The organism is Gracilimonas sp. B-17 (assembly GCF_056857935.1).
The window spans coordinates 1-26197 of sequence record NZ_JBSXOA010000008.1 but is presented as its reverse complement, the minus strand read 5'-3'; the positions used below and the strand labels follow the sequence as shown (position 1 = coordinate 26197).

Annotated in this window: 19 protein-coding genes and 1 riboswitch; of the genes, 13 read left to right on the top strand and 6 right to left on the bottom strand. The window is 45.4% G+C overall.

The genetic code is table 11. From position 1 onward, the window contains the following. Positions 1 to 65: 65 nt before the first annotated feature. Positions 66 to 1472 carry a Glu/Leu/Phe/Val family dehydrogenase gene (locus tag AC13FX_RS00725; protein WP_482878488.1) on the top strand — a complete coding sequence of 469 codons (1407 nt, stop codon included), beginning with the start codon at positions 66 to 68 and terminating at the stop codon, positions 1470 to 1472. A gap of 70 nt (positions 1473 to 1542) precedes the next feature. Then, positions 1543 to 3036: a sodium/proline symporter gene (locus AC13FX_RS00720; RefSeq protein WP_482878487.1), complete on the top strand. Its 1494-nt coding sequence runs from the start codon at positions 1543 to 1545 to the stop codon at positions 3034 to 3036. Positions 3037 to 3683: 647 nt separating this feature from the next. Here AC13FX_RS00720 and AC13FX_RS00715 read toward each other — a convergent pair. Further along, entirely contained in the window at positions 3684 to 4295 is a 612-nt protein-coding gene (locus AC13FX_RS00715) for a trimeric intracellular cation channel family protein (protein ID WP_482878486.1), read from the bottom strand. 386 nt (positions 4296 to 4681) lie between these two features. After that, positions 4682 to 5809, bottom strand: coding sequence for an Mrp/NBP35 family ATP-binding protein (locus AC13FX_RS00710; protein ID WP_482878485.1), 1128 nt, complete (start codon positions 5807 to 5809; stop codon positions 4682 to 4684). Between the two features lie 756 nt (positions 5810 to 6565). Between AC13FX_RS00710 and AC13FX_RS00705 the strand changes: the two genes are divergently transcribed. The 6 genes from AC13FX_RS00705 (at position 6566) to AC13FX_RS00680 (ending at position 13124) form a co-directional block, all read left to right on the top strand. Beyond that, positions 6566 to 6886, top strand: a complete 321-nt coding sequence (locus tag AC13FX_RS00705) for a hypothetical protein (protein WP_482878484.1) — start codon at positions 6566 to 6568, stop codon at positions 6884 to 6886. Between the two features lie 8 nt (positions 6887 to 6894). Continuing rightward, entirely contained in the window at positions 6895 to 7995 is a 1101-nt protein-coding gene (gene gcvT / locus AC13FX_RS00700) for a glycine cleavage system aminomethyltransferase GcvT (RefSeq protein ID WP_482878483.1), read from the top strand. Positions 7996 to 8030: 35 nt separating this feature from the next. Beyond that, entirely contained in the window at positions 8031 to 8768 is a 738-nt protein-coding gene (locus AC13FX_RS00695; RefSeq protein ID WP_482878482.1) for a 2-phosphosulfolactate phosphatase, read from the top strand. Next, positions 8761 to 11292 (top strand): FtsK/SpoIIIE family DNA translocase, encoded by a 2532-nt coding sequence (locus tag AC13FX_RS00690; RefSeq protein ID WP_482878481.1) that lies wholly within the window; start codon positions 8761 to 8763, stop codon positions 11290 to 11292. The genes AC13FX_RS00695 and AC13FX_RS00690 overlap by 8 nt, the downstream gene beginning before the upstream one ends. Next, positions 11282 to 12010 (top strand): LolA family protein, encoded by a 729-nt coding sequence (locus AC13FX_RS00685; RefSeq protein WP_482878480.1) that lies wholly within the window; start codon positions 11282 to 11284, stop codon positions 12008 to 12010. Before AC13FX_RS00690 ends, AC13FX_RS00685 begins: the two co-directional genes overlap by 11 nt. Before the next feature lie 70 nt (positions 12011 to 12080). Further along, positions 12081 to 13124, top strand: a complete 1044-nt coding sequence (locus AC13FX_RS00680) for a lysylphosphatidylglycerol synthase transmembrane domain-containing protein (protein ID WP_482878479.1) — start codon at positions 12081 to 12083, stop codon at positions 13122 to 13124. A gap of 330 nt (positions 13125 to 13454) precedes the next feature. On the opposite strand, the gene AC13FX_RS00675 is transcribed toward AC13FX_RS00680, so the two are convergent. Further along, complete coding sequence (locus tag AC13FX_RS00675) at positions 13455 to 13799, bottom strand: hypothetical protein (RefSeq protein WP_482878478.1); 345 nt, start codon at positions 13797 to 13799, stop codon at positions 13455 to 13457. Then, a complete protein-coding gene (locus AC13FX_RS00670; RefSeq protein WP_482878477.1) occupies positions 13796 to 16207 on the bottom strand; it encodes a penicillin acylase family protein in 2412 nt (803 codons plus the stop codon). Before AC13FX_RS00670 ends, AC13FX_RS00675 begins: the two co-directional genes overlap by 4 nt. A 143-nt stretch (positions 16208 to 16350) precedes the next feature. Here AC13FX_RS00670 and AC13FX_RS00665 point away from each other — a divergent pair, with 143 nt between their 5' ends. Continuing rightward, positions 16351 to 16716, top strand: coding sequence for a four helix bundle protein (locus tag AC13FX_RS00665; protein WP_482878476.1), 366 nt, complete (start codon positions 16351 to 16353; stop codon positions 16714 to 16716). A 32-nt stretch (positions 16717 to 16748) separates the two neighbouring features. Here AC13FX_RS00665 and AC13FX_RS00660 read toward each other — a convergent pair whose 3' ends face one another. Then, complete coding sequence (locus tag AC13FX_RS00660; RefSeq protein WP_482878475.1) at positions 16749 to 17645, bottom strand: dimethylarginine dimethylaminohydrolase family protein; 897 nt, start codon at positions 17643 to 17645, stop codon at positions 16749 to 16751. A gap of 212 nt (positions 17646 to 17857) precedes the next feature. On the opposite strand from AC13FX_RS00660, the gene AC13FX_RS00655 reads away from it, so the two are divergent. The 3 genes from AC13FX_RS00655 (at position 17858) to AC13FX_RS00645 (ending at position 21435) form a co-directional block, all read left to right on the top strand. Further along, positions 17858 to 19048, top strand: coding sequence for a D-alanine--D-alanine ligase family protein (locus AC13FX_RS00655; protein WP_482878474.1), 1191 nt, complete (start codon positions 17858 to 17860; stop codon positions 19046 to 19048). A gap of 78 nt (positions 19049 to 19126) precedes the next feature. Continuing rightward, a complete protein-coding gene (locus tag AC13FX_RS00650) occupies positions 19127 to 20560 on the top strand; it encodes an ABC transporter substrate-binding protein (RefSeq protein WP_482878473.1) in 1434 nt (477 codons plus the stop codon). Continuing rightward, positions 20560 to 21435, top strand: a complete 876-nt coding sequence (locus AC13FX_RS00645; RefSeq protein ID WP_482878472.1) for an NAD(+)/NADH kinase — start codon at positions 20560 to 20562, stop codon at positions 21433 to 21435. Before AC13FX_RS00650 ends, AC13FX_RS00645 begins: the two co-directional genes overlap by 1 nt. A 259-nt stretch (positions 21436 to 21694) precedes the next feature. Here the strand turns inward: AC13FX_RS00645 and AC13FX_RS00640 are convergent, their stop codons facing one another. Next, on the bottom strand, positions 21695 to 24151 hold the full coding sequence (locus AC13FX_RS00640; RefSeq protein WP_482878471.1) for a TonB-dependent receptor: 2457 nt from the start codon (positions 24149 to 24151) through the stop codon (positions 21695 to 21697). Positions 24152 to 24203: 52 nt separating this feature from the next. Further along, positions 24204 to 24297: riboswitch (TPP riboswitch) on the bottom strand. Positions 24298 to 25084: 787 nt separating this feature from the next. Between AC13FX_RS00640 and AC13FX_RS00635 the strand changes: the two genes are divergently transcribed. Continuing rightward, on the top strand, positions 25085 to 26014 hold the full coding sequence (locus AC13FX_RS00635; protein WP_482878470.1) for an alpha/beta fold hydrolase: 930 nt from the start codon (positions 25085 to 25087) through the stop codon (positions 26012 to 26014). Positions 26015 to 26197 lie beyond the last annotated feature (183 nt).

Here is a 26197-nt window from a genome sequence, read left to right as displayed (position 1 = left end):
TTGTTTCTGTGTTAGATAATTGCGACCATCAAGCACGCCTAAAACAAGTAAGGAGAATTTGGAATATGTCTACCTATAAATTTTATGAACAGGTAAATTTAAATTTTGACAAAGCAGCCCAGTATACCCGATTTGACAAGGGGATCCTTGCACAGATCAAAATGTGCAATACGGTCTACCATGTGGCCTTTCCCATACGCCGGGATAACGGGAACATAGAGGTTGTTGAAGGGTGGCGGGTCGAGCACAGCCATCACAAGACACCAACCAAAGGGGGAATTCGCTACAGCCACAAAGTAGATGAAGATGAGACCATGGCCCTTGCGGCACTGATGTCCTACAAATGCGCCATCGTAGATGTTCCATTCGGAGGAGCCAAAGGAGGTGTCAAGATCAGTACTCGTGATTATTCAGAATCTGAACTTGAAAGAATTACCCGCCGATACACTTATGAGTTGATCAAAAAAGGATTTATCGGACCTGGTATTGATGTTCCGGCTCCTGATTATGGAACCGGTGCAAGAGAGATGGGTTGGATCCTTGACACCTATCGCCAAATGAAAGATGACCTGAACGCTGAAGCCTGTGTGACCGGTAAACCTATCCAACAGGGTGGTGTTCGCGGCCGTACCGAAGCAACCGGTCGGGGTGTGTACTTTGGCATTCGTGAAGCCTGTAATAATAAGAAAGACATGAAAAATATTGGCCTTGATACCGGTGTTGAAGGTAAGACCTTTGTGGTACAGGGACTTGGTAACGTAGGTTATCATGCAGCAAAGTATATGACCGAAGCCGGAGCCAAGCTGGTTGGCGTGGCTGAGATCGAAGGTTCCATCTATGATGAGAAAGGGATGGATCTTGAAAAACTCATGGAGTATCGCAAGGATAAGGGAACCATCATCGGGTTTGATGGCACTAAAGAACTTGATAACCGTGATGACGCCTTTTACATAGAGTGCGATATCCTGATCCCGGCTGCTCTCGAAAGTCAGCTTACCGGCGATAATGCTGACAGGATCAAAGCCAAGATCATTGCAGAAGCAGCTAACGGCCCTACCACTGCTGACGGACACGACATCATGAAGAATCGGGGAGCGCTCATCATACCGGATACCTACCTGAATGCCGGTGGTGTGGTTGTTTCTTATTTCGAATGGCTGAAGAATATTCAGCACGTCCGTTATGGTCGTATGAGTAAGCGCTTTGATGAAACAAGTTATAAGAAGATCCTAGGAGTGATCGAGAATATCTCTGACCGCAAATTCACCGAGGCTGAACTCGAGTCACTGGCTCATGGAGCCGATGAGTATGACCTTGTTGATTCCGGATTGGAAGAGACCATGATCACCTCCTATCAGCAGATCACCGAAGTCAGAAACGAACATAAGCTGGATGACCTGAGAACGGCCGCCTACATCAGTGCCATCAATAAGATCGGCACCATGTACGAGCAGATGGGTATTTTCCCGTGATATTCTTGTTTCCCAATAATTATTAAATTCCGTAGGGGCGTATCGCGATACGCCCCTACTTTTTTAAATTATGGATGAATTAAATACCATCAACATCGAAGGAAGCGGCTATGTTTTGGCCGCATTTATCGGATATTTGGTGATCCTGTTCGGAATCGGCATCTACTCTGCACGATTTTCATCTGAGGGGATATCCGAATTTTTTATTGGCGGTCGAAAGATGAACCGACTGGTGGTTGCACTCTCGGCTGTAGTCTCAGGACGAAGTGCCTGGCTGTTGCTTGGTGTGACCGGCATGGCCTATGCACAGGGTGCCTCGGCGCTATGGGCAGCAGTTGGTTATATCGTGGTTGAATGGTTTTTGTTTATGTACTATGCCAAACGACTCCGGAAATTTTCTGAGCGGTACGATTGCATCACAGTTCCCGATTTCTTTGCCGAACGCTTTGATGACAAGAACGGGAGCCTCCGTGCTATCCTTGTCATCATCTTCCTGATCTTTATGGTAGGTTACGTATCCTCACAGTTTGTGGCCGGTGGAAAAGCCTTTGCTTCCAGTTTTGGGATCACCCAAACGACCGGGGTGGTTCTCTCAGCGATTATTATTCTCCTATATACCGTATTAGGTGGCTTTATGGCGGTGAGCCTGACCGATACCATACAGGCTTTTTTCATGATCATTGCCCTGGTGTTTTTACCCATCATTGCCATCTGGAACCTGGGAGGCTGGAGCGTGATGGCCGAACAACTGACTCTTCACGAGATCGGATTTTTGGATCCCTTCGCCCTGGGATTTGGAGCATTCATTGGATTTATAGGCATTGGACTCGGTTCACCCGGAAATCCACATATTCTTTCACGGTATATGTCGATAGATGATGCCAAGCAGCTTAAATATGCTGCTTACGTTGGCACCTTCTGGAATGTAATGATGGCCGCCGGTGCCGTGATGATCGGCCTGGTGGGCCGGGCTTATTTCCCTGAAGTTTCCATGTTGCCGGGCAGCGATACGGAAAACCTCTACCCACTGCTGGCACAGACACAGCTTCATCCCATTTTGTTTGGCGTGGTGATCGCTTCCATTTTTGCCGCTATTATGTCCACCGCCGATTCCCAGTTATTGGTAGCCGCATCAAGTGTGGTCCGTGATATATATGATAAGCTCATCAAAAGAGACGAAGAACTGCCTCAGAAGAAACTCGTGCTTTATAGCCGTATTGTGGTTGTAGTATTAGTGATCATATCAATGATATTTGGATTGGTTGCAGAAAACATTGTCTTTTGGCTCGTACTGTTTGCCTGGGCAGGACTGGGTGCTTCCATTGGCCCAACATCTATCATGGCTCTTTACTGGAAAAAGACCACCAAATCCGGCATCATAGCCGGTCTTTTGACCGGAACAATTGTGACCATCATCTGGTATTTTGTGCCTGTTCTAAAAGACAACATGTATGAACTCATCCCCGGATTCTTCCTTGGCCTGTTTGCCACCTGGTTGGTCAGTAAGCTCACCCAGACCCCGGATAAGATCGAAGAGCACTTTGAGGAGATGGTTCGGGAATGATGCTTGGTTTGTGAATGTCGATTAGTGATCAAGCTATCCAATATTAAGTTGTCATCTTTGCTTCGAAGTTTTAGGCTATTATTATAGGTCTGGATCGAGTACTTGTATTCAATTGCCCCTTTCTTTTGTACCGACATAGTTGTTGGCTGATAAATTATCAGAGCCTTGAAGGTGCTTCGGGAATACCCTCAGCATGACCTATTCTGATTTGGTAATTGAAGCGCACGTTGTCGTACCAGTAGATGTCAGATAATTCAAGGACAATGTTGGTTAAGATGAAGGCCCTGAAGGGGTCACATATGAATAGCCCGGGGTAAAACCGCGTAAGCGGGTGCAACCCTGGGATATATCCCCGTACTAGCAAAAACCCAAGCAACGAAAGGTGCCAAAATATCACAGGGCTATCGCAGGGTTGGGGCAAGCGGGTACCAAAGCCCCTAAAAAGTTGGTTGCCCAAGCTTCGTTAAACGGTATAGACTAACTCATCTTTTGGGCGAAGCTTTGTTGATTCATATTTCTAACCCCGGCCTGCTTCAATGCTACCGCATTTCATTGGCCGAGGCTATTCATATGTACCCCCTTCAGGGTCGTACAAGAACATGTTTAATAGTCTGTCCTCGAATTACCTGACATCTACAATACCTGCCTCAAACTCTTTCCTTCATCTTAGGCAATGAAAGTCCTTTTTTAACTGAAATAGTGCGAATAGTAATGATCACGGCCGTTGTGAGCAGGTAGTTCAGGTTATCAGGCAAGTTGACCTGAAGTCCCAGATAAAAAACGACCGCACCTAACAAACAGGCCGTGGCATAGATCTCTTTTCTGAAGATGAGAGGCACTTCCCGGCAAAGCACGTCCCGGATAACCCCTCCAACCACCGCTGATATCATTCCCATGGTTCCCGCCATGAATGGATTCAAGCCAAAGGAAAGAGCCTTTTCCATGCCAATAATGGTAAACATGGCAATACCAATGGTATCAAAAATGAAGAAGGTCTTACTGAAATTGTTCAGCTTTTTACCCATAAGAAAAGTAAACGGTACAGCAGCTAAGATCACCATCGGGTAGGTCATATCCGCCATCCAGGTGATGGGGTGACTGTTCAGCAACAGGTCACGCACCGTGCCTCCGCCAATGGCCGTAACGAAGCCGATCACGGCTCCCCCAAATACATCCATGTCGGTCCGTGCCGCCAGGCGTATCCCACTGATGGCGAACACAAAAGTACCTATGAGGTCAAGCAGGTAAATAATGTCCATGAGTTATTTGTATCAGATCTTGAATAGGTTATTGGTTCCGACGCAGAGCGTACGGAACCAGGCTTGATCTAGGAGTAATTGCATTACTTACTAGTTCGGATGCTCTGTAACTATCGGCAGACAGGTCGGGAGCAACAAACCAAGATCATGGTTTGTACTGGTTCAGACGCTCTGCGTCGAAACCAACTAGAAGTTTACGAAGGATATCAAAGTGTGCTTAAGAAAATAGATCAAATTTTGAGATCCTCTGCCTCGCCGGCAGGCAGGCTCATGTTATACAACTCACCCTTGGTAATCCAATATATACTCGGGATTACAGCCCTGTTTATAATTTAATCGCTGGTTCAGACGCTCTGCGTCAGAACCAACAAACTATGTGATCTATATCAAGACTTAAACTTGATATCCAGCTTCTTACCGGAGTCCTGCTCCTTCTCCCGGATAGCCAGCTGTTGCTGCATATTGCCGGTCACTTCCATCAGGGCTGTTGCGGCCGGTGACTCCGTATCTTCCAGTACGATCGGTTTACCGGAGTCGCCACCTTCACGAACGGTTTGTTGTATCGGCACTTCACCCAAAACAGGCACATTCATTTCCTGTGCCAGATGGGAAGCGCCACTCTTTCCAAAGATGTAATATTTTTTATCCGGCATATCCGGCGGTGTGAAATAAGCCATATTCTCGACCATCCCCAATACCGGAACATTCACCTTGTTGAACATGGCTACGCCTTTGCGGGCATCATCCAGGGCCACCGTTTGTGGGGTAGATACGATCACCGCTCCTGTCAGGGGAACCGTCTGCACGATGGTCAGCTGAATATCACCGGTTCCGGGAGGCAGATCCAGAATGAGGTAATCGAGGGCACCCCATTCCACATCGGTCATAAACTGTTTTACGGCACTGGTCACCATCGGTCCGCGCCACACCATGGCCTGATCCACATCTACTAAAAATCCCATAGAAACCAGACGAATGCCATATTTCTCATGCGGTACCAGTTTCTTCTGGGTTGTGATATTCGGCCGGTCATGGATATTGAACATGGTTGGGATACTGGGTCCGTAGATATCGGTATCCATCAGCCCAACTTTATGGCCTTTTTTGGCGAGTGCGGCTGCAATATTCACCGCCACGGTAGATTTACCCACCCCGCCTTTTCCGGAAGCCACGGCAATGATATTCTTGACATTGGGCAGGATCTGAGGCTGCTGAGATTGTTGCTGTTTCTGTGGATCAGAGTCTTCCATCTTTCGCTTCAGCGATAAATTCACGGCGGCCTGAATATCCACGATCGCTTCCTTATCAATGAATTTCTGAATGGCCTCTTCGGCCTTCTCTTTCAACTGTGTTTCGAGCGCCTCATCCTTCTCCGGAAATTCAAGGGTGAAAGAAATGTATTTATCCTGAACGATCACATCCTGAACCATATCGAGCGAAATGAGATCACGCTGTTCGGATGGATGCAGAACCTGACTAAGGGCAGATTTTACCTGTTCTTTATTTATAGACATAAACTACTGCTTTAACCTGTATCTGATGAACGGTCTTAATTTAATTTTCAGGCGCTAAAGATAAGAATTATTCGCATGGGATATGAAAAGGGGAGGGATTTTCAGTAGCCAACATCGAATAATCCAAAACCAAGTGGTCAGCCCCTCGCTCCGTACGCTCTGCGTCGGAGCGGGAGTTACGAGCTGTGGTACATTATTTACTTCTTTCGCCTTATTCCACTTCTACACATCCCACACGTTCGATCAGGAACAGCTGATCAAACGACCTCCCTTCAAAGGGAGAATTTCTTTTCGGAGAACATAAAACCTGTAGGGGCCATTCATGAATGGCCCCTACAGGTTTTTACTCATTACGTAGCTCTGCTGCATAATGCCATTCCATAAGCCTGCCTATGCCGGCGAGACAGGCTCCTGCTTCCAGCCGAGTATGGCTAAGTAAAAGCAAAATGATCCACCCTGGATAGTCTTTTTAACTAAGGGAATGGAACGCGGATGACACGGATCCTGCGGATGGTTGTGGGTTAGTACCGATGGGTTGAATGACCGATTCACCGATCGGCGATGGACCGAACGACCGATTTTTGACTGACCGAAGTCGGTGAGCCGGGAACCGTATTGTTTTGCGCATTCATCCTGAAGGGATGACATCATTAGCCACGGGATTTATCCCGGGGTTAGAATGAAAAACAAAGAACCTCCGCCTGATGGGTGGTATGGCTTGGGAGGGCCTTCGGAGATTGGGCTGTACAATCGATCATGAAAACTATCGGGGCACTATCCATTCACGCGGACCGGGAGGTCCGTACATGCGTTCCCAACACGGATGTTGGGAACGTGTTCTACGAGGTGGTGGATGACCTGAATGACCGATTCACCGATCGGCGATGGACCGATAGATCGATGTGGGGACACATATGGATGGATCGGCCTGTCAATATCCCATTAAACAAACATTCCCAAGAAATAGCTATGTTATGCCGATTTTTGGTTTACAAACCCGTACCTTTGGGGTCAGTGAATTTTCAGGGGCACACAGATATATTTATTATTAACAACCTATTAAACCATACAGCCTGATTTCAGTTATGCCAAAGCAAACTCCATTTTACGACCTTCACCAAAAAGCCGGTGCCAAACTGGTGGATTTTGCCGGATTTGAGATGCCGGTTCAATATGCCGGAATAAAATCCGAACATGCCGCCGTGCGTGAACGGGTAGGTATGTTTGATGTGTCGCACATGGGAGAGTTTTTCATCAGTGGCCCGGAAGCGCTGGACCTTATCCAGAAAGTTACGGTCAATGATGCATCCAAACTTACGGAAGGGAAAGCGCAGTACACCTGCATGTGTTATGACGATGGCGGTATTGTGGACGATCTTATCGTCTATAAGCTCTTTGATGACGCCGGGTATATAGCCGTAGTCAATGCTTCCAATATTGAAAAAGACCTGAACTGGATCCTGGATAACAACTCCTTTGATGCAGAAGTCAGGGATCAATCGGATGACACCTGCCTGCTTGCTGTGCAAGGCCCAAAATCTATTGAGACCTTACAAAAACTGACAGATCTTGACCTGAGTGAGATCGGCTTCTATTCTTTCAAAATGGGTAGCCTGGCCGGTATGGATAACGTGGTTTTTTCTGCTACGGGCTATACCGGAGAAAAGGGCTTTGAGCTGTATTTTGATAAGAATCATGTAGAACCTGAGAAAGCATGGAATGCCATTATGGAAGCCGGAGAGGAATTTGGTATTGAACCATGTGGACTGGGAGCCCGTGATACCCTTAGGCTTGAAATGGGGTATGCCCTTTATGGCAATGATATTTCCAAAGACACCCATCCACTGGAAGCACGACTGGGCTGGATCACCAAATTCGACAAAGGTGATTTTATTGCCAAGGAAGTGCTTCAACAAAAGAAAGAAGAAGGCCTTAAGCGACAGATGGTTGGGTTTACGGTTGAAGGCAAGCGTAACATCCCGCGACAGGGTTACGAGATCCAAAATGCTGATGGTGAGTCCATTGGAGAGGTTACAAGCGGAACAATGTCCATTACTTTAGGTACAGGTATTGGAATGGGCTATGTGGCAAAAGAGTATGCGGCTGAGGGAACAGAAATTCAGATCGTTATTAGAAACAAGACAGCTAACGCCACTGTTACACGTCCTCCTTTTATCAAAAAATAAATTCAAAATAACAGATAGTTAGAGAGTAAGAATTCATGCCGGATATCAATTATATCGACGTATTTTTTTCGGTTCAGGCTTTTCAGGAAGAAGAGCTTCGCGGTAAAAGTGCGGTCATCATTGATGTACTTCGTGCTTCATCATCCATCACCACAGCCATACACAATGGGGCTAAAAAAGTGATCCCGGTGGCTGATATGAGTGATGCCATGAAGATCGCCACCACCATGGATCAAAAAGACTACCTACTTTGCGGTGAAAAGAATGGTTCCAAGATCGAAGGCTATCACTTAGGGAATTCTCCTGCCGAATATACCCGTGAGGCCGTAAAAGACAAGACCCTTATCTTCAATACCACTAACGGAACCAAGGCTATCAAAAAGGCCTCGCTGGCAAGTGAGGTCTATGTGGGAACCTTCCTGAATCAACAGAGTATCCTGAATGCCCTGAAAGAGCATGATGACGAAATTGTATTGATTTGTTCAGGCTGGCAGGGACGACTTTCAATTGAAGACACACTCTTTGCCGGATCCCTCTTACATACCATCAGCGGTGGGCACCTGCCCGATTCTGCCAAAGACGGTGCAAAAGTAGCATTTGGTCTTTTCGAAAAATATGGGCATGATTTAGAGGGAGCCATAAGTAAAAGTGATCACGCAAAACGATTAGCTGAACTTGTTCCAAATGGTGATATTTCATTCTGCTGTAAAGTTAATGAATTTGATGTGCTCCCCGGAATGAGGGACGGAATTCTCAAAGATCTAAATGGCTAAAAGCAAACTAAATACATCTACAAGCACCCCCGGACTCGATTCTAACCGCAAGAAGGAGATCATCGGCATCATAATTATGTCGATCGCTGTTCTGCTCGGCTTAAGCATCTTTTCCTATAATCCGGCAGACTATCAGTACGCCCGAAGCATTTCATTTATTGACCTGTTCAATCCGGATGCCAATTCACGCCTTGTCAAAAACTGGCTTGGACCTGTGGGAGCCTATATCTCTCACTACCTCGTGCATAGTTTATTCGGTTACACCAGCATCATACTGGCACTGATAACCGGTTATCACGGCTGGCATACCTTTAGGCGCCGCGATTTCAAAGAGCTGGGCTGGCTGACCGTTCTCAGTATCTGGAGCATGGTCTTGCTATCCACTTTTATAGGGTGGCTGACCACCAATGCTGATTTTCCGGATGATTCCATCTGGAGTGGCACGGCCGGCATTGCCATCGCACAGGTGCTTTACAACATCACAAGCATTGGTTCCATCATAATATTGTCAGTGCTGGTTCTGATCACACTTTTGATGTTCATTGACCGTGATCTCCAAAAAACCATTGACAATGTGAAACTCTGGATAGAAAATATTCAGGAGAAGATGGAAGAACGTCGTGCGGCCCGCCAGCTTCGTAAAGAAGAAAAAGCCAGGGAACGGGAAGAACGGCTGGCTGAAAAACGAGCTGCCAAAGCAGCTAAAAGATCTGAGAGTGATGATCCTGAGGATGAAGAAGAGCTCAAAAAACAACCCATTTCAGAGACGAAAAATGAAAAAGAACCCGTTAAGCCGGCCCCTTCCATAGATGAACTTGTCGAAAAATCTGAAGAAGAAGACCAGAAAAAGCGGGAACAGGAACAAAGTGAGATCAAAACTCTTGATACACGTCAACGCGCTTCTTTAGAAAAAGAAGAAGAAATTGACAGTGATGAGGATGACATCGAGGTTTCCGTTTATGTAGGTAAGGGTGATGAACAGGCTGATGAGAAAGACCTGGATAAACTCAACCGAAAGAAAGCCAAGGAAGTACCGGTCATTAAGTACAAATTTCCTAAAGTAGACCTTCTGGATTCCCCACCGGATGAAGGTAATGAAGTAGACCTAGAGGAGATCAAGGAAAACAAGCGTATCATCCTTGATAAACTCAAACGACATAAGATCGAGATCGTCGGGATCAATGCCATTGTAGGGCCTACTGTTACACTCTATGAGCTGGAACCGGCTCCTGATGTCAAAATATCCAAGATCGAGAGTTACTCGAATGACCTGAAAATGGCTACAGCCTCCAAGGGATTGCGTATGCTTTCACCAATACCCGGAAAATCTGCAGTTGGAATTGAAGTCCCGAACAGTACCCGTGAGACGGTGTACATCAAGCAGGTGCTGAATACCAAGAAATTTGTAGAAACCGACTACACCCTTCCGGTCGCCTTTGGAAAGACTATCGAGAATGAAGTTTTCATGATCGACCTGACCAAGATGCCTCACTTGCTTATTGCCGGTGCCACGGGTTCAGGTAAATCTGTTGGTATCAATACTATCATAACCTGCCTGCTATATAAGTGTCATCCCGATGATCTGAAATTTGTGATGGTCGACCCTAAAAAGATCGAGCTTTCACTATACCGCAATATTCAGAATCATTTCCTGGCTATGCTGCCTGATTCTGATGAACCGATCATCACCGATACCACTAAGGCCCAGGAAACCCTCGAAAGTCTGTGCAAGGAAATGGATGAGCGCTATGATCTGCTCAAGATGGCCATGGTTCGCGATATCAAATCCTATAATGAAAAGTACAAGACCGGGGAACTTGATGAGGAGCTCGGTCACCGCCACCTGCCGTATATTGTTGTGATCATTGATGAGCTGGCTGACCTTATGATGACCGCCGGAAAACAGATCGAAGAACCCATAGCGCGACTCGCACAGCTGGCCCGTGCCATTGGTATTCACCTGGTGGTAGCTACTCAGCGACCATCTGTGAATGTTATTACGGGTACCATCAAAGCCAACTTCCCGGCACGAATTGCCTATCAGGTGGCTTCCAAAGTTGACTCCCGAACTATCCTGGATCAGGGAGGAGCCGATCAGCTCATCGGAATGGGAGATATGCTCTTCAATAATGGAACCGGGATGATCAGGATCCAAAACGCTTTTGTTTCGACTGAAGAAGTTGAACGCATAAATGGCTTTATAGGTCAACAGGCAGGATATAAGCAACCATTTCACCTCCCAATTATAAAAGATGATACTGCAGACATTCCTGATCCGTTAGATGATATAGACGAATACTTTGAAGCGGCTGCCAAGCTGGTGGTATTGCATCAGCAAGGTTCGGTTTCATTGTTACAGCGTAAACTAAAGATCGGCTATAATCGCGCCGGCAGAATCATAGATCAATTATTCAATGCAGGCATTGTTGGACCATATCAAGGCAGTACAGCACGGGACGTCCTTGTACAGGATGAAGATGAACTTCAGGAACTTCTGGATAACCTGGATGAATATGAAGGATAGACAGTTGGCAGTGAACAGTAAGCAGTTATCAGTTTCTCCATCATATCCTGTTCAACTCGACCACCTCGTTCCGAACCTCCGGTTAGGAATGCCTGCAGGAACCTCCGGTTCCCTTAAAGTTGTAGTCCTGCTCATTGCTCTTTTCCTGCTTACCGGTTCGAACTTGCTTGCCCAAACACCAAATTTTGACCTGCTGAAGCAACGGTTTGAGACCGGGGAAGTATTTGCTGCCGATTTTGATCATACCTACACCGATTCCTATACCGGAGAGTCCACTTCAAGCGCCGGACAGATCTGGATCGATCAGGTACGCTATAAACTCATGGCCGATGGTCAGACCATTGTAGTGGACGGTGAAACCTCCCGTGTTTATGATGCCGACCGAAACCGAGTCATTATCGATACATACTATCCTGATGAAGATGATTTCGCCCCATCCCGTATGCTGAGTGGAATTGACTCCACCTACACCGTTTCGGAACGTAAACAGGGGGCACGCACTTTGGTCACCCTTACTTCAACAGATGACTTTTCTGTTTTTGCTGAGGTCGAAATACTTCTGGATGCGGATCTGCGCCCTCTTCGTATCATTGCAATCGATATCTCAGAGAATGAGATCGTGACCAACTTCAGTAATGGCCGTTTCTATGCTCCCGAATCAAACCTGTTTCAGCTTGAATACCCTGATGATGCTGAAGTTGTAGACATGAGATATTAATGGGTTAAGTGCTATCTGCTATTCATCTATGATAAAATGCCAACGCTTTTTAAATAATGACCATTAACTGATGACCGGGAAAAAACTATTAAAGATCGCAGGAAGTATACTTCTGGGAATACTTTTCATGTGGCTGGCATTTCGTGAGGTTGAGTTTTCTGAAGTTCTGGATTCTGCCAGAGGAATGCGATTTTGGTGGATCTTACCCTTTACTATCGCCACCCTCTTTGCCCATTATATAAGAGCCCTGCGCTGGAAGATGCTTTTCACTGATAGGCAAAAGACCCCATCCAAACTTACCCTTTATACCGGTGTGATGTTCGGTTACCTCGTTAACATTCCCTTACCCCGGGTGGGTGAAGTAGCCCGGCCGGTCTATGTAGCACAGCAGGTAGGCGAAAGTAACAGCAAGATCATTGGCACTATCGTACTTGAACGTGTAGTGGATCTTCTCGGTATGCTGTTGTTGATGGCCTTCGTGGTTATTTTTCTGATCGCTGACCCTCAGGTACTGTCCCGTTTATTCGGAATTGATATCACTGACCCCGGCACGCAAATGGAGCTGGTGTTTACATTACTCAAATACGGTGGAATAGCATTGATAAGCCTGGGTTTATTTTACTGGTTATTCAAGATAGCCAGTGAAAGAACAGAAGGGAAGATCTTTGAAATTGTGGTCAAAATTCAAAAGGTCATCAGGACCTTCGTGGATGGATTACTTGCTGTTCGCGACCTGAGGAACTGGCCCCTGTTCATCTTTCATTCAGCATTGATATGGGCCCTTTATATTTTTATGACCTATGCCGGTTTCTGGATGTTTGATATGCAGGCTGAATATGGACTTGGTTTTACTGAGGCTGTTGTTCTTACAGTCGTAAGTGCTGTAGGCCTCTCCATCCCAACACCCGGTGGTATCGGCTCATACCATCTTTTTATAACCAAGAGTCTGTTCATCTTTTACGCAGTTCCTGAAGCTACCGGTCTGGCCTATGCAACTATTGCACATGCCGCTACACTGGTCATCATTTTTATTGCATCCCCCACTCTTCTGGTTCTAGATAAGTTTTTTGGGATGAAACGGGAAGCGGAAGGCGTTTCCAACATTGAACATTGAACATTCAATTTCGATGTGGGGGACTCAGAACTCGCTCCTAAAACTATCGCAAGTGTCCCGCTTGTGATAGATATTATAACCATGAATCCATTTTTGAACTTAAAAAGCCCTCTCCTTGAGAAGAAAGAGTTGGGTGAGGGCGGGATTAAAGCAACCAAGCCTGACCTGATTTAAAGCTTTCATTAACATTCATAAGCCCATACCAAAAACAGACAAAGCAACTAAGTCGTGACCTTCGTCAGAATATGACTGAAACCGAAGTCACCGGCAGGCAGTCAATGAACATTCAATTTTGAAATTCAGGATTACATCCGGGGCGAGACGTTGATATTAAAACAAACTGCGGCCAAACCAGATGCTCATGATAGTGGCCAGGGTCATAATGAATAAGCTGGTCTTTCTTGGGTAGTCTGCTTCACTCTTGATATATCCGTACAGCCCAAAGACTGCTGAGGTGATACTCATCCCGAAGAGGGAGATCGTCACCAGGTATGGATTCCGAACTGATTCCGGTATATAGCTCATCAACAGTTGTACTTGTTCAGAGTACGTCAGCCCCTCACTTCCGGATATCCAGATCCACAATCCCAGATACAAGGCGGGTAATATCATCAGCAACAGGCTGAAACGGATCAGATTTTTTACAACAGGGTCGATCTCAGTCTTATTCATCATTCAGAAGGATTCATTGTTATCTGATACTTATAATCTAACGGTTCATCCTGCAAAAAATTCAGCTCAAAAAGCTGTCCTGTTCTCCAGGGATCAACCATATCATCATAGTATGGAGAACCGGGATTACCTGATTGTCCGCCAGGGTACACTCCCCAACCTTTTACTTCCGGTCCGAGTTCAACCACCATCCGCCATGATGGGCCATTACCACCGCGTGTTGCATTTACCGATTCAGCAGACCCGCTGCTAAACAAGTCCTGACGACCGAAGCCGGGGATCTGTGCTATATGATCGATATCATTATCAATATCGTAGCCCCATTTCCAGTTTTCAGTATCCTCACCGTAGAAATCCAGCAAATTCGCGATCGTTTCCCTGTATGTTTTTGTGACTATTTGTTCTACAGTCTCCTCAACAGGTGTGTTGATGTTATCTACAAAGCGCATTTCAGGATCTTTTTTGATCACCTCCACAAATATATCCCGTGATGGATATCGTAACCCGGCTTCTGTACCTCCATACTCATCCCCGAAAACCGCACGGTAGAACCGGTTCCTCCATACCAGATAAACGGTTGGATGAATAAGCTCTGCGTCCATCATGAAATTCCAGTTTTTCATGTCTTCTAACACATCCTGTTCCAGTTCTGATAATCCATTTTGGTCTGTCCACTCTATCATTTGTGGTATGATGATGGATGCCGTATAGGCAAAGTTATCCATTTGCAGTTCCTGCATATTCTGAGGAGTGATATCATTCATCTCAGACAATCGGTCGTTGATTCGCCGACCTCTTTCAAAAGGAGCAAAATCATCATCCAGGTAATATGGATAATCCTGTGCTGCGGACTCCTGATTGGCTGAACTTACAAATCCCCGTTCCGGGTTTTTTATATGTGGATTCTGATCTGTAGGTATCCAACCTTTCCATTCGTAAACAGGATCACTCCCATCACTCACGGTTCGCCCCTGGAATTCCCATTTCTTTGGTAATTTACCTGATACCCACAAGGCAATATCACCGGCCTGATCAGCAAATACAAAATTTTGAGCCGGGGCCACATAATTCCCTACTGCCTCACGATAATCTTCGTAATTCTTCATCTTATTGAACCCGTAAAAGGTCTTGAGGTCATTGGATGGCTCATGAGCAATCCATCGCAGAGCATGATACACCGATACGCCTTCTTCAGGTGTTTCAACTTCCATCACCGGTCCGTGGTGGGTGTAGATCACGGTGTCCATAACGGTTTCTCCGCCTCTCACTTTGATCTCCTCGATACGACGCCTGGTTGCTTTCCATTCTCCATCGTGCCAATACTCCTGCCTGGTATCATCCCTGAATGTTACCTCATACCAATCCATCACATCCGATCCCACATTAGTGGTCCCCCAGGCTGTCTGTTCATTAAAACCGATAATGATGGCAGGGGAGCCCTGAAGGGTTACTCCATAGCTATTATAACCCGGTGCTGTTAGCTGCATCTCATACCAGATAGAAGGGAGTGTCAGGCTCAGGTGAGGGTCGTTAGCCAGTATAGGATAACCGGAGGCGGTTTTATCACCACTTACAGCCCAGTTATTACTGCCAATACCTTCAGGTACAGGAAAAGGGTCTATCACTTTTGAAACAGCAGGCACAAAAATGGAGTCCGGTTCTTCAGGAATATCAGCTACAAAATCCCATTCACGGGTTGGAGGAATTATCGGGTCGTTCAGATCGGGTTTTTGAGTAAAGTAGGTTTCGATAAAATCGTCCCCAAAATATTGCCTGGTATTGCTGCTTCGCACGTCATTATTTCGACCGGCCAAAGTACGTGTCATGTTCTTCAGCAGATAGGCTGTTTTAACCGGTTCCCATTTTTCAGGTTCTGTATCCAAAATTTTGTACTCAACAGGATAGTCTTTTACAGAAAGCTGGGCAATGTAGGCATTAACGCCTTTGGAATATGCATGAACTACTTCTTTGATCTGTGGGTCTTTCTCAATGGTTTCAATTGCTTTTTCGGCTCCATAGGTCATGCCAAGCCGGCGTGTATTGATGTCTCTTTCCAACAGCTGAGGTCCAATGACCTCTGCAAGCCGGCCGGCCGCATCATAGGTCTGCATCTCCATTTGAAAAAGTCGGTCGCGAGCTACGATATAACCCTGCGCCATAAACAGATCATGTTCATTTTGAGCAAAGACATGGGGAACCTGTCGTTCATCAAAATAAACCTTAACCTTATCTTTAAGACCCGGAAGATCCAGTTCGAGGGAATCAAATTCACCGTTTTCAGCATTCGCCCAGAATCCCGCATCCGGATCAAAGAACTTTCCTAACGGAGGCACCGAACCGATCTTGGTATTCAATACTATGATCAGGGCGAGAAGAACAAGGAGAGAGATGGAGGTTTTGACGATTTGCATATGTTTAAAGCTATATGGTGTTACCGTGCGATGGTGTTACGGTTTCTAATCTTATAGTGGTTATTAAAATGATTTTTGAAAATTTTGTAAGTAATTCGTTTTAGATCGCTCTTAGTATATAAATCATAATTAATAAATGTACCATGACTAAGATCACAAGATTTCAAGATTTAAATTGTTGGAAAGAAGCCAGGTTACTTGTAACGAAAAATTACAAAATTAGTAGTCAAGGGGCTTTTAAAAATGATTTTGGGCTTAGCGATCAAATCAGAAGAGCAACCGTTTCTATTATGACTAACATTGCTGAAGGGTTTTCACGGTTTCACAGAAAAGATTCAGTTCGATTTTTTGATTTTGCACAAAGCTCCGCGGCCGAAGTTCAGAGCTTATTATACGTTGCTGAAGACTTAGAATACATCACCAAAGCAAAAGCAGAATTACTTAGAGAGGATGCTTTAAGGTGTCAAAAAATGACTCTATCATTGATCAAACATTTTAATAAAAACTAATATAGTAACACCATCGCACGATAACACTATATTTACCAAAGCATCATTTTCATGCAGAATACGGAACCGCCGCTTTTCAGGAATTCGTAGGTGCTGAACTCATGAACTTTAAAACCCAGGTCCTTTAATTTTTGGTTCACATCCACACAACCCTGCTGTATAAGTACGTTCTTACCGTCCGGACAGGTAGCATTGCAGGCAAATAACTTTTCTGCCTCATATTTTGAGGCTTCGATGACATTGGAAAACACTGACCTGATCAGTTCAAGTCCCTCATCTGTAAATGCCTTTGGATAGATCAACGCTGTTTCATTATCCAGGATACAGAGGCAGGTATCCAAATGATAGAACCGATCGTCAACCAGTTCAAGGGCTATGACCGGGGTCTCAAAGGTTTCAGATATCACATCATACACTTCTTTGGAAGAACGGTATCCGTAACCACCCCAGATCAACCGCTTCTTAAAATGCCACAAGGCATCTCCCATACCCTCGAAATCCGAGAATCTTGATTCATCCAGGCGAACGATATCGTAGCTGCTATCTTCGTAAACCTTCTGAATATATGGAACTTCCCCTTTGCGCTGATCTGAATTCATCACACTCATGATCACTTCTTTCTTCCCACTATCTGTGATATTTGGCAAACTTTGATTGGCACAGAAAACCATATCAGGATACCCGCGCACACCGTCTTCCACGTGAACATAAAATCCAAGTTCCTCATAGGCAGAACGAAGGTGCTCCCATTCATTTTGAGCTGCAAGTTTATCCACATCCCCGATATTTCCTTCCATATGCGGATTGATCACATATTCTACCGAAAAATAGGTAGGCTTCACCATCAGAACTTTTCCGGGGGCAGGCATATCCTGCAAGTCTGATAATTTAAAATCAAGCTGTTCAACAGATGTGATGACCTTACTCATAATACCATTACATTTTGGGTTGGAAGAGGACGGCAAATATTGAAAATATCACAATGCGGAACAAGTAGAAAGTAAAGTAGTTGTTAGGTTTTAGGTGTTAGGTGCCAAGTATCCTAAAACTAACACCTAAAACCTAACAACTAAATTCTCCTGATCCGCTTACAATTATCCCTAAACAATCCTATTTTCGCTGAAAATCATATACATAACCTATGTCCCAAAAAAATCTCATTGTAGCCTTTGGAGGCGTTTCACCAGAACATGAAGTTTCTGTACTCACCGCCATCCAGGCGATCTCAGCTCTTGAAAACAGCTCCTATCACATCATTCCTTTATATGTGACCAAATCCGGGCGCTGGCTGACCGGAGACCACCTTCTTGACCTGAGTAACTACAAGGATCTTCCTACCCTGGAAAAACAGACACAGGATTGTGCTTTTGTGAAGGACGAGAATGGAAAAACTTTCCTCAGGGAGCAGAACGTCACCGGTTTATTCTCAAAACCAAAGAGTTTACCGGTCTATGCTGTTTTATGCGCCTTCCATGGTAGTGAAGGTGAAAACGGTGCCTTTCAGGGAGTGTGTGAAATGATGAATATCCCCTATACCGGAAGTGGTGTTTTAGGCTCATCACTGGGAATGGATAAGGTAAAAGCTAAGCTGGTTGCCGGGGCCAAAGGCATTCCTGTAACCAAAGCCGTCAACTTCTATGAAAGTGACTGGGTTGAAGAACAGGATGATATCATCACCGTAGCTGAAGATTTTGGGTATCCGCTGATCGTCAAACCTGTGTCTTTGGGCAGCAGTATAGGCGTCGCCATCGCCAATAGCCGTAATGAACTCACTGAGGCTGTTGAAACTGCTTTTAGGTACGATGCCCATCTGCTGATCGAAGAGGCCGTCAATCCCTTAATGGAGATCAATTGTTCGGTTATCGGTACTCCGGAAGATTGTAAGCCCAGTGTTTGTGAGCGGCCACTTGGTAAAACTGAAACCTTGAGTTTTGAGGATAAATACCAAAGTGGAGAAGGGGCCGAAAAAGGGATGGCATCAGCCGACCGTGAGATCCCTGCCAATATTTCTGAAACCCTGACGAAAAAAATTCAGGATCTGTCCGTTAAAACCTTTTCTGTGCTTGGGGCCTCAGGCCTGGCCCGGCTCGATTTTCTCGTTAATTCCAATACAGACGAAGTGTATTTCAATGAGATCAATACCATACCCGGGTCATTCTCTTTTTACCTTTGGGACAAAACGGATCTTGATTTTACCCAATTGATGGAAGAGTTGATCCGAATCGCAATTGAACGACATCGTGAGAAGAACGGACGGGTTCGCAGCTATGACACCAATTTACTCAGCGAAAAAGCCATGAAAGGACTTAAGGGACTGAAAGGCACCAAATAATACAGGAATTACCCTATATGGAATGATTTGGCTCGTTCATATCTTCAATTAAATAACCACGGACAACATAATTCTATCATGAAAAAACTGATCCTGTTACTTCTTCCCGTCTTTTTCATTTCCTCTTGTGGGAAAGGGCCTGAGACCGTTACCGTTCGAACGGGCAGTTCTGACCTCTTCGCTGCCACCGACACCACTGCCCGGCAACCAGAACCTGATACAACCGAAGGAGATGATTTCGTTCAGGTCAGGATCGGAGAAATTGCGGCTATTGAGTCACTGGATCCTCTTTTTGCAACCTCCAATAGTGAATTAAGGGTCATCAGCCTGATCTACGACAGGTTGGTAGGAATTGGAGACAATGGCAACCTTTACCCTCTGATGGCCAATCGATGGACCGTAAATGACGATTCAACACAATTTACCTTTCACCTTAAAACAAGCCTGAAATTTCATGACTCGCCGGCTTTTGAAAGCGGAACCGGAAGACAGTTTATTGCAAGTGACGTCAAGTTTGTTTTTGAACGCATGGCAAGAAATAACGTCCCTGAATTCACCGGAGATCAGTTCAGACATATAAGAGGTTTCAAAGCCCTTCAAAACGAGCTGAAATACGTTAAAGACCCTTCAAAACGGGTCATTTCCGAAATTGATGGAATACGTGTTCAAAATGATTCTACAGTTACTTTTGTGTTGAACCAACCCTCTTCTGATTTTTTGAGACTGCTAGCGCACCCCACGGCCTCCATTTATGCCAAAGAAAGTGTACCTGATTCAGGTCCTATTCAGCAGGCCGCGGGTACCGGAAGATTCCGATTCATTCAAAAAGAGAATAACACGCATTTACTGACCATAAATGACGATCATTCATCCAATCTGCCCGATATCAACAGGCTTGATATCATATCCGGTATCAATGAACGGAATCTATACCAGGAATTTGCCGGAGAGAAGATCGATCTTCTTATGGAATTAGGACCGGCCACTTTATTAACAGTTGCAGATTCTACGGGTGCACTACTCAGCAGTTTCTACAACAATTATGAATTGCATAAGGCCACGGTCGGCTCTGAGTACCCAATGTATTTCAATATTGGGTCAGGTCAAGCTGATAAGGTAAACCAGGTAATGAACAACCTGGATCAAAATTCCGTCCTGATCAGTGATGCCCTCGGCACGCTTACAGTGTCTTACACAGATACTTCTGAGGCGATGCAGGGTGAAAATACCAATATGAGTATCACGCATACTGCGCACCCCTTTTATCGATTTTTGCTGAATAATGTGGCACCACAAATTAACGGATCCGGATATAGTTTTTCGATGAATGCATCTTATGCTTTCAACGATCAGGTCACTTTTACCACAAAACCCTACCCCGGCACTGAAAAGGTTTTAACCTGGAATGCCCCGATCTACCTGTTATCCCACAATAACGTGCAAGGCATTACGGTGACGCAACACCCATGGAATATCGATCTTTCTTCTTTCAGCATGAACGGAGCTAACTGATGAAACTTGCGATCGTCGCCAATCCAGGTAAATATGAGGTTAGGGAGGTTCTCTTTAAGGCCGTTGATTGGGCCAAAAAAAATAACATCTCACTCTATATCAATAAAGAGATCTGTGATGAAACGGGATTAAACGGTAATGCCGTTATACAAAAAACCGAAAGTGATCTGGACTCCATCCGGGCAAGTGATATCATTCTGGTGATGGGTGGTGACGGCACCATCCTATACACGGCCCGTATATCCAAAGACCTTCACAAACCGATCCTCGGAATCAATAGTGGCCGGCTTGGATTTATGGCCAACACTCAGATCGAAGACCTGGAACCGGCCCTTGACCGGCTTCTTGAAAATGATTTCACCTTAGACAAACGCTCTTTCCTGAAAGCCACCACTTCCCGCGGGGATGAATTTCACGCCCTGAATGAGTTCTTATTCACCAGAAAAGATTCTATTTCCATGGTGAATGTATCGGCTGAATATGATGGCAGCCTCATTAACACCTATTGGGCAGATGGTCTGCTTGTAGCTTCCCCCACCGGTTCTACAGCCTATAACCTGGCCTCCGGGGGGCCTATCGTAGCTCCCGGAACCGAGGTCTTTGTGGTAACTCCCATCAACCCGCACACCCTGACTACCCGCCCATTGGTACTGAATTCGACCAAACCTCTCAAGATCAGGATCGAAAAACAGCAAAGTGAGGTACTCTTTTCATATGACGGACAAGTCCATGAGATCGAACATTTTCCCTTTGAGATCGAGATCCTGAAATCGGACCTGACCTTCGACCTTATTCACCTCCCCGGTCAGGATTACTTCGAGACTCTTCGCAACAAACTGATGTGGGGAATGGATTCTCGGCGAAGCAAGGAATAGGGCAGAGTTTTGAGTTTTTAGTGTTTAGTTTTGAGTGACTTTAGACGGAAGACCGGGGACGGTTGACCGACAGTGCTCGTTGCGTAGTTCTGCTGCGCAATGCCCTATTGAGGCTCCGCCTCATACTATGAACTGAGTTCAAACATATTTACGGCCGACTTTAGACCACGCTAATATTCAATAATGAAAAAGCCCCGATCTCACGAGCGGGGCTTTTTGAATGCTTTCTGGCCTTTAAAGTCTGTTACTTGCCGAATGATCAAAACTTCCAGGTTACCTGAAACAGAAAGTTTGTTCCGGCTTGAGGATAATAGTAGTTAAAGTTCACCGGTTCACCGGCCTGCAGCCAGCCAAAGGTATATCCGTTGGTTTCATACTCATGGTTGAAAATATTGTTAACCTGCAGGGTGGCCGTGATACCTTCCAGCAGAGATATTTTATCGAGAGCATAACTTAGTCTCAGATCGTTTACAAAATAGGGATCGATGGACCGGCTATCAGTTTGGGTGTTATCCAGATACTGGCGGGACACATACTTGCTGATCAGTTCCGCATTCAGTCCTCCGGATTGATACCCGATGATACCATTGGTGATCACAGAGGGTGAAAAGGCAATATCCGTATCTTCGTAGGTCGTGGCCTGCTGACCCAGATAGTTGAAGTTCGCATCATACTGATCGGTAAACTGCGTGTATTCCACGATCTTATTTCTACTGAAGGTCGCATTGGCTGACAGGCTCAAATGCTCTGATAAACTCACACCACCCTGTAGTTCAAGCCCTATCCGATAACTCTCAGGCACATTTTCCCTGACGATCTCACCAACGTCATTGATCGCCCCGGTGGGCACCAGCTGATCCCGATAAAACATTCCGTAGACATTGGCCCCCACGTAGTGACGGCTGAAATCACCCCGATAGCCCAGTTCAACGTTATAGAGTCGCTCCGGATCTGGACGGCTTTGTGGGGTTGAGTCTACATATTCATCACGCGTTGGCTCTTTACCACCTATGGCAAAGGATGCATAGACTCGCTGACGTTCAGGCAGGTTATAAACGAATCCGAACTTTGGATTAAAGAAGGTCAGTTCATCACTCTGCTGAATAGCCACTAGGCTGTCACGAACGTTACCCCCGGTTGAACTTTGAACGAATCCATTCCCAAGAAAGTCGTAGTTAACATTACGAATCTGAAGGTCAACATAGGTATTCAGGTTATCGGTGAGCCCATATTGCAGTTTTCCGTAAAGATTGAAATCCTTTTTGATACCGTCATTATCATAGTATCGGTCTTCAGTTTCACTGTCTCCGGCATAACGGGCCCATATGACTTCCCCGAAATGGGCTCCATCATAGTAGCTGTAGCCACCACCAAAGGTTACATTCCAGGTATCATTAGGGGTATATTTCGTTGAAAATATGGTCCCATAAAAATCATTATCCAGCCAGCGGCGCCGTACGAGGTCAGATTCGGTTGGTGTAGAGGGGAGGACCGGCTCAATGCCATAGTCTTCAAGGTCTTCACCTGCTTTGTACTCCTCATAAAACCCAAACCCTTTGGTATAAAATGCCGAGATATTGGCATTCCAGGTATCGGTCAGCATATACGAATAGTGCAACTGGTAATAATTCTGCTGATAGTCATCAACCTGATCCTCATACGGTTCACCGGCTTTTTCAGTTCCTGCTTCATTAAAGGTACGGTCATTCTCAAGTACACTTTCCTCGATGCCATACCAGGCCTGATAGGTGCGTTCCTTACCGGAAAACACATCCGCTCTCAGTAAACTGCGATCACCGTGGTGGGCAGCTGATAGGAAATAGGAATCCAGATCGGAACTGGCGCGATCGATAAATCCATCTGAATCAATTTTTGAGAGACGGCCTTCAAACTGCCATCCGTTTTCCATGAGTCCGGATCCCAGCTTCACATTGTACTTCTGAGTGTTAAAAGATCCCACACCGGTATTGATCTCTCCAAATGGTGCCACCCTGGAGGAACTGGTCTGAAGGTTGATCGTACCGCCAAAAGCGCCGGCCCCATTGGTCGAGGTCCCCACGCCACGCTGTATCTGAATGTTCTGAGTTGAAGAACTCAGATCAGGCAGGTTCACCCAAAACACGGCATGAGATTCTGCATCATTGACCGGGATCCCGTTGATGGTCACATTGATACGTGCCGGGTCGACTCCACGAATGCGGATGCCCGTATATCCGATACCGGCACCGGCATCAGAGGTTGTAGTGACCGACGGGGTGCTTTGCAGTAAATAGGGAACATCCTGCCCCAGGTTGCGCCGGTCGATCTCTTCACTTTCCACATTGGTATAGGTGATCGGTGAGGATTCATCGGCCCTGGTGGCACTCACAAAAACATCATCCCCGATATAGGTCTCAGGAAACATGAAGATCTCGCCTGTTTTATTTGGTACAGATAGATCAACTTCCCGGTCTTTATATCCCAGGTAAGTAATAAGTAAAGCCCTTTTTCCATTTTCAGAAAGCCTGATCTCGAAAGAGCCGTCATCTTCGGTAACAACCCCTCGGGAGGTCCCTGCCTGCCGTACGGCCGCGCCTGCCAGTGGTTCCTTGGATTGAGCATCCAGCACGGTTCCGGAAATGGTTTGTGCCAGCGTTGATTGATGGGTTAAAAAGAGTAGTGGTACGGTGAGTAGCAAAGCCGTAAACAACGACCTTACAGTAATAGAATTGAACATTGAATTCCTCCATAAAAACTTAAAATTAATGGAGGAGGTTAACTTGCGTAACTGTGCGGTAAACAGGTTTCCCTACGCCGGTATTATCCGGTTCAGGTATCAGGGTGTAATCTCAGCCCGCTATGCAAGCACCCCCAACCTTGGTTGTGAGCTTTAAAGATACGAGGCTTAAGAATATCGAACAAGGAACATTCAATTTTGATTGAAGAAGTGGTGTATTTAAATATTGTGATCATTATTTGCTATCACAATTTATAACTAAACCTCATCTAGCTCTCCCTTTCTTTTGGACCGCCAAAAGAAACAAAAGCTCCCGGCTACGAAAACCGAGCTGAGTCTGACTCCATTTCGCTAAAAGAAATCAATGCTCCTTTTCCTGGCTTGCCCATATATCTAGTACCATGCGGTATGATTTCTTTCTTAACGCTACATTGCGCCATACTCTTTACGCTCATTTTTCTAAGGCCGAATTATTTTTGTGGCATTTTTTAGGGTTTCACTCCCATTCCATGTTGTCATTCTGAGCGAAGCGGGGTTAATTGCAGGGTTGGGAGGCTTGCCGCGAAGGATATCAAACTTAGATCTGGCAGGTAGTACTCACTTTGAGATCCCTCGTGTTCAACATCTTAACCCCTTACAAGTCAGCGCGCACTCGGGATGACAACTTAATTTCACACCATTCACTCCTCTCTTCGTCATTCTGAGCGAAGTGGTGTTTGAAGTAGGGTTGGGAGGCTTGCCGCGAAGAATCTCAAAGTTTAACTAGGCAGACAGTGCTTACGTTGAGCCCCGCTGCTTCGAAGTTTTAGGCAGTTATCAAAGATCTGGATTGAGTACCAATATTCAATATTTGCTCTCTGAAGATGGAGTTACTTATTTTTGAATGTTGCGGTGGGTAATTCCGTTTTAGAGTCGAACTTAATAACTCCTCTGATGAGAAAACCCGATCTGATATCAAAGACCATCAACTTCACCCTGAGAATTTCTTCCTACAAGGAAAAATTAAATTCTGATTGGTGGAAGGCTCCTTCCTCTCAAAGTGAGCCACCGACTGACCTGAGAAACGAGTATGAGGTCAGTCATAAAACAAAAGACGTTTGGAAGATCTGGAATATTTCCTCATCAGAAGAAAGGTCGAATAAAGCGATCCTGTTCATACATGGTGGAGGTTTTACAAAAAGCTTCATGAAGTTTCACTGGAATATGATCAGGGATCTTTGTGAAAAACTGGATCAGGATATCATAGCTCCTGATTATCCATTACTGCCTGAAAGTTCAGCCTCTGAGGTTATCTATTTTTTAACAGACCTTTATTCGGACCTACTCGAAAAATACGGTGCCGAAAACCTGACCATTGTTGGGGATTCGAATGGAGGAGGCATCGCGCATTCCCTTTGCCAGTTCTTTGTCAATACCAAGGTTCCTCAGCCTTCCCAATTGATACTTTTATCTCCCTGGCTGGACCTAAGTCTTTCAAACCCTCTTATTGAGGATATCGAAGAAGACGACCCACTTATGGATCCAAAAGTCCTCAGAACATTAGGAGAACAATATGCATCTGATCTGGATCTGACAGATTACAGGGTGAGTCCCATTTACGGTAATATTCGCAGAATTGCCCCAACCGCTTTGTTTGTGGGAACCCACGATATCATGCTGGCCGATTCGCGAAAGTTAAGGCTAAAAGCTGAATCTGAACCGGTAGTGTTCGACTACAACGAATTTAACGGGATGTTCCATGATTGGATGTTCTTCAATTTTCCGGATGCCAGAAAGGCCCGGGATATGGTGATCAGTCAGATCAAATATCCGCCTTCTGAGGCTGAAGTGGCATTGAACGCTGAAAGTGACTTTTGGAAATAGTTTTTAGGGTACTAACACGATTCCCATTCAACGTTGTCATCCTTGTAGATGTTATGTAATTCGTTGACAAAATTTATCGAGTATATTTTGTTATGCGAAGAACAACCAACGACACCACCCTGACTCGTAACTACCTTCAGAAATATCAGTTTCTGATAGGGGAATATGAGCAAGTCAAAGCAA

What these genes read in the sequence shown, in the direction of transcription:
- AC13FX_RS00685 (WP_482878480.1), top strand. Translation starts at nt 11,282, where the DNA reads ATGAAGGATAGACAGTTGGCAGTGAACAGTAAGCAGTTATCAGTTTCT.
- AC13FX_RS00690 (WP_482878481.1), top strand. Translation starts at nt 8,761, where the DNA reads ATGGCTAAAAGCAAACTAAATACATCTACAAGCACCCCCGGACTCGAT.
- AC13FX_RS00655 (WP_482878474.1), top strand. Translation starts at nt 17,858, where the DNA reads ATGTCCCAAAAAAATCTCATTGTAGCCTTTGGAGGCGTTTCACCAGAA.
- AC13FX_RS00660 (WP_482878475.1), bottom strand. Translation starts at nt 17,645, where the DNA reads ATGAGTAAGGTCATCACATCTGTTGAACAGCTTGATTTTAAATTATCA.
- AC13FX_RS00665 (WP_482878476.1), top strand. Translation starts at nt 16,351, where the DNA reads ATGACTAAGATCACAAGATTTCAAGATTTAAATTGTTGGAAAGAAGCC.
- AC13FX_RS00725 (WP_482878488.1), top strand. Translation starts at nt 66, where the DNA reads ATGTCTACCTATAAATTTTATGAACAGGTAAATTTAAATTTTGACAAA.
- AC13FX_RS00675 (WP_482878478.1), bottom strand. Translation starts at nt 13,799, where the DNA reads ATGATGAATAAGACTGAGATCGACCCTGTTGTAAAAAATCTGATCCGT.
- gcvT (WP_482878483.1), top strand. Translation starts at nt 6,895, where the DNA reads ATGCCAAAGCAAACTCCATTTTACGACCTTCACCAAAAAGCCGGTGCC.
- AC13FX_RS00710 (WP_482878485.1), bottom strand. Translation starts at nt 5,809, where the DNA reads ATGTCTATAAATAAAGAACAGGTAAAATCTGCCCTTAGTCAGGTTCTG.
- AC13FX_RS00635 (WP_482878470.1), top strand. Translation starts at nt 25,085, where the DNA reads ATGAGAAAACCCGATCTGATATCAAAGACCATCAACTTCACCCTGAGA.
- AC13FX_RS00670 (WP_482878477.1), bottom strand. Translation starts at nt 16,207, where the DNA reads ATGCAAATCGTCAAAACCTCCATCTCTCTCCTTGTTCTTCTCGCCCTG.
- AC13FX_RS00715 (WP_482878486.1), bottom strand. Translation starts at nt 4,295, where the DNA reads ATGGACATTATTTACCTGCTTGACCTCATAGGTACTTTTGTGTTCGCC.
- AC13FX_RS00720 (WP_482878487.1), top strand. Translation starts at nt 1,543, where the DNA reads ATGGATGAATTAAATACCATCAACATCGAAGGAAGCGGCTATGTTTTG.
- AC13FX_RS00705 (WP_482878484.1), top strand. Translation starts at nt 6,566, where the DNA reads ATGAAAACTATCGGGGCACTATCCATTCACGCGGACCGGGAGGTCCGT.
- AC13FX_RS00640 (WP_482878471.1), bottom strand. Translation starts at nt 24,151, where the DNA reads ATGTTCAATTCTATTACTGTAAGGTCGTTGTTTACGGCTTTGCTACTC.
- AC13FX_RS00645 (WP_482878472.1), top strand. Translation starts at nt 20,560, where the DNA reads ATGAAACTTGCGATCGTCGCCAATCCAGGTAAATATGAGGTTAGGGAG.
- AC13FX_RS00650 (WP_482878473.1), top strand. Translation starts at nt 19,127, where the DNA reads ATGAAAAAACTGATCCTGTTACTTCTTCCCGTCTTTTTCATTTCCTCT.
- AC13FX_RS00695 (WP_482878482.1), top strand. Translation starts at nt 8,031, where the DNA reads ATGCCGGATATCAATTATATCGACGTATTTTTTTCGGTTCAGGCTTTT.
- AC13FX_RS00680 (WP_482878479.1), top strand. Translation starts at nt 12,081, where the DNA reads ATGACCGGGAAAAAACTATTAAAGATCGCAGGAAGTATACTTCTGGGA.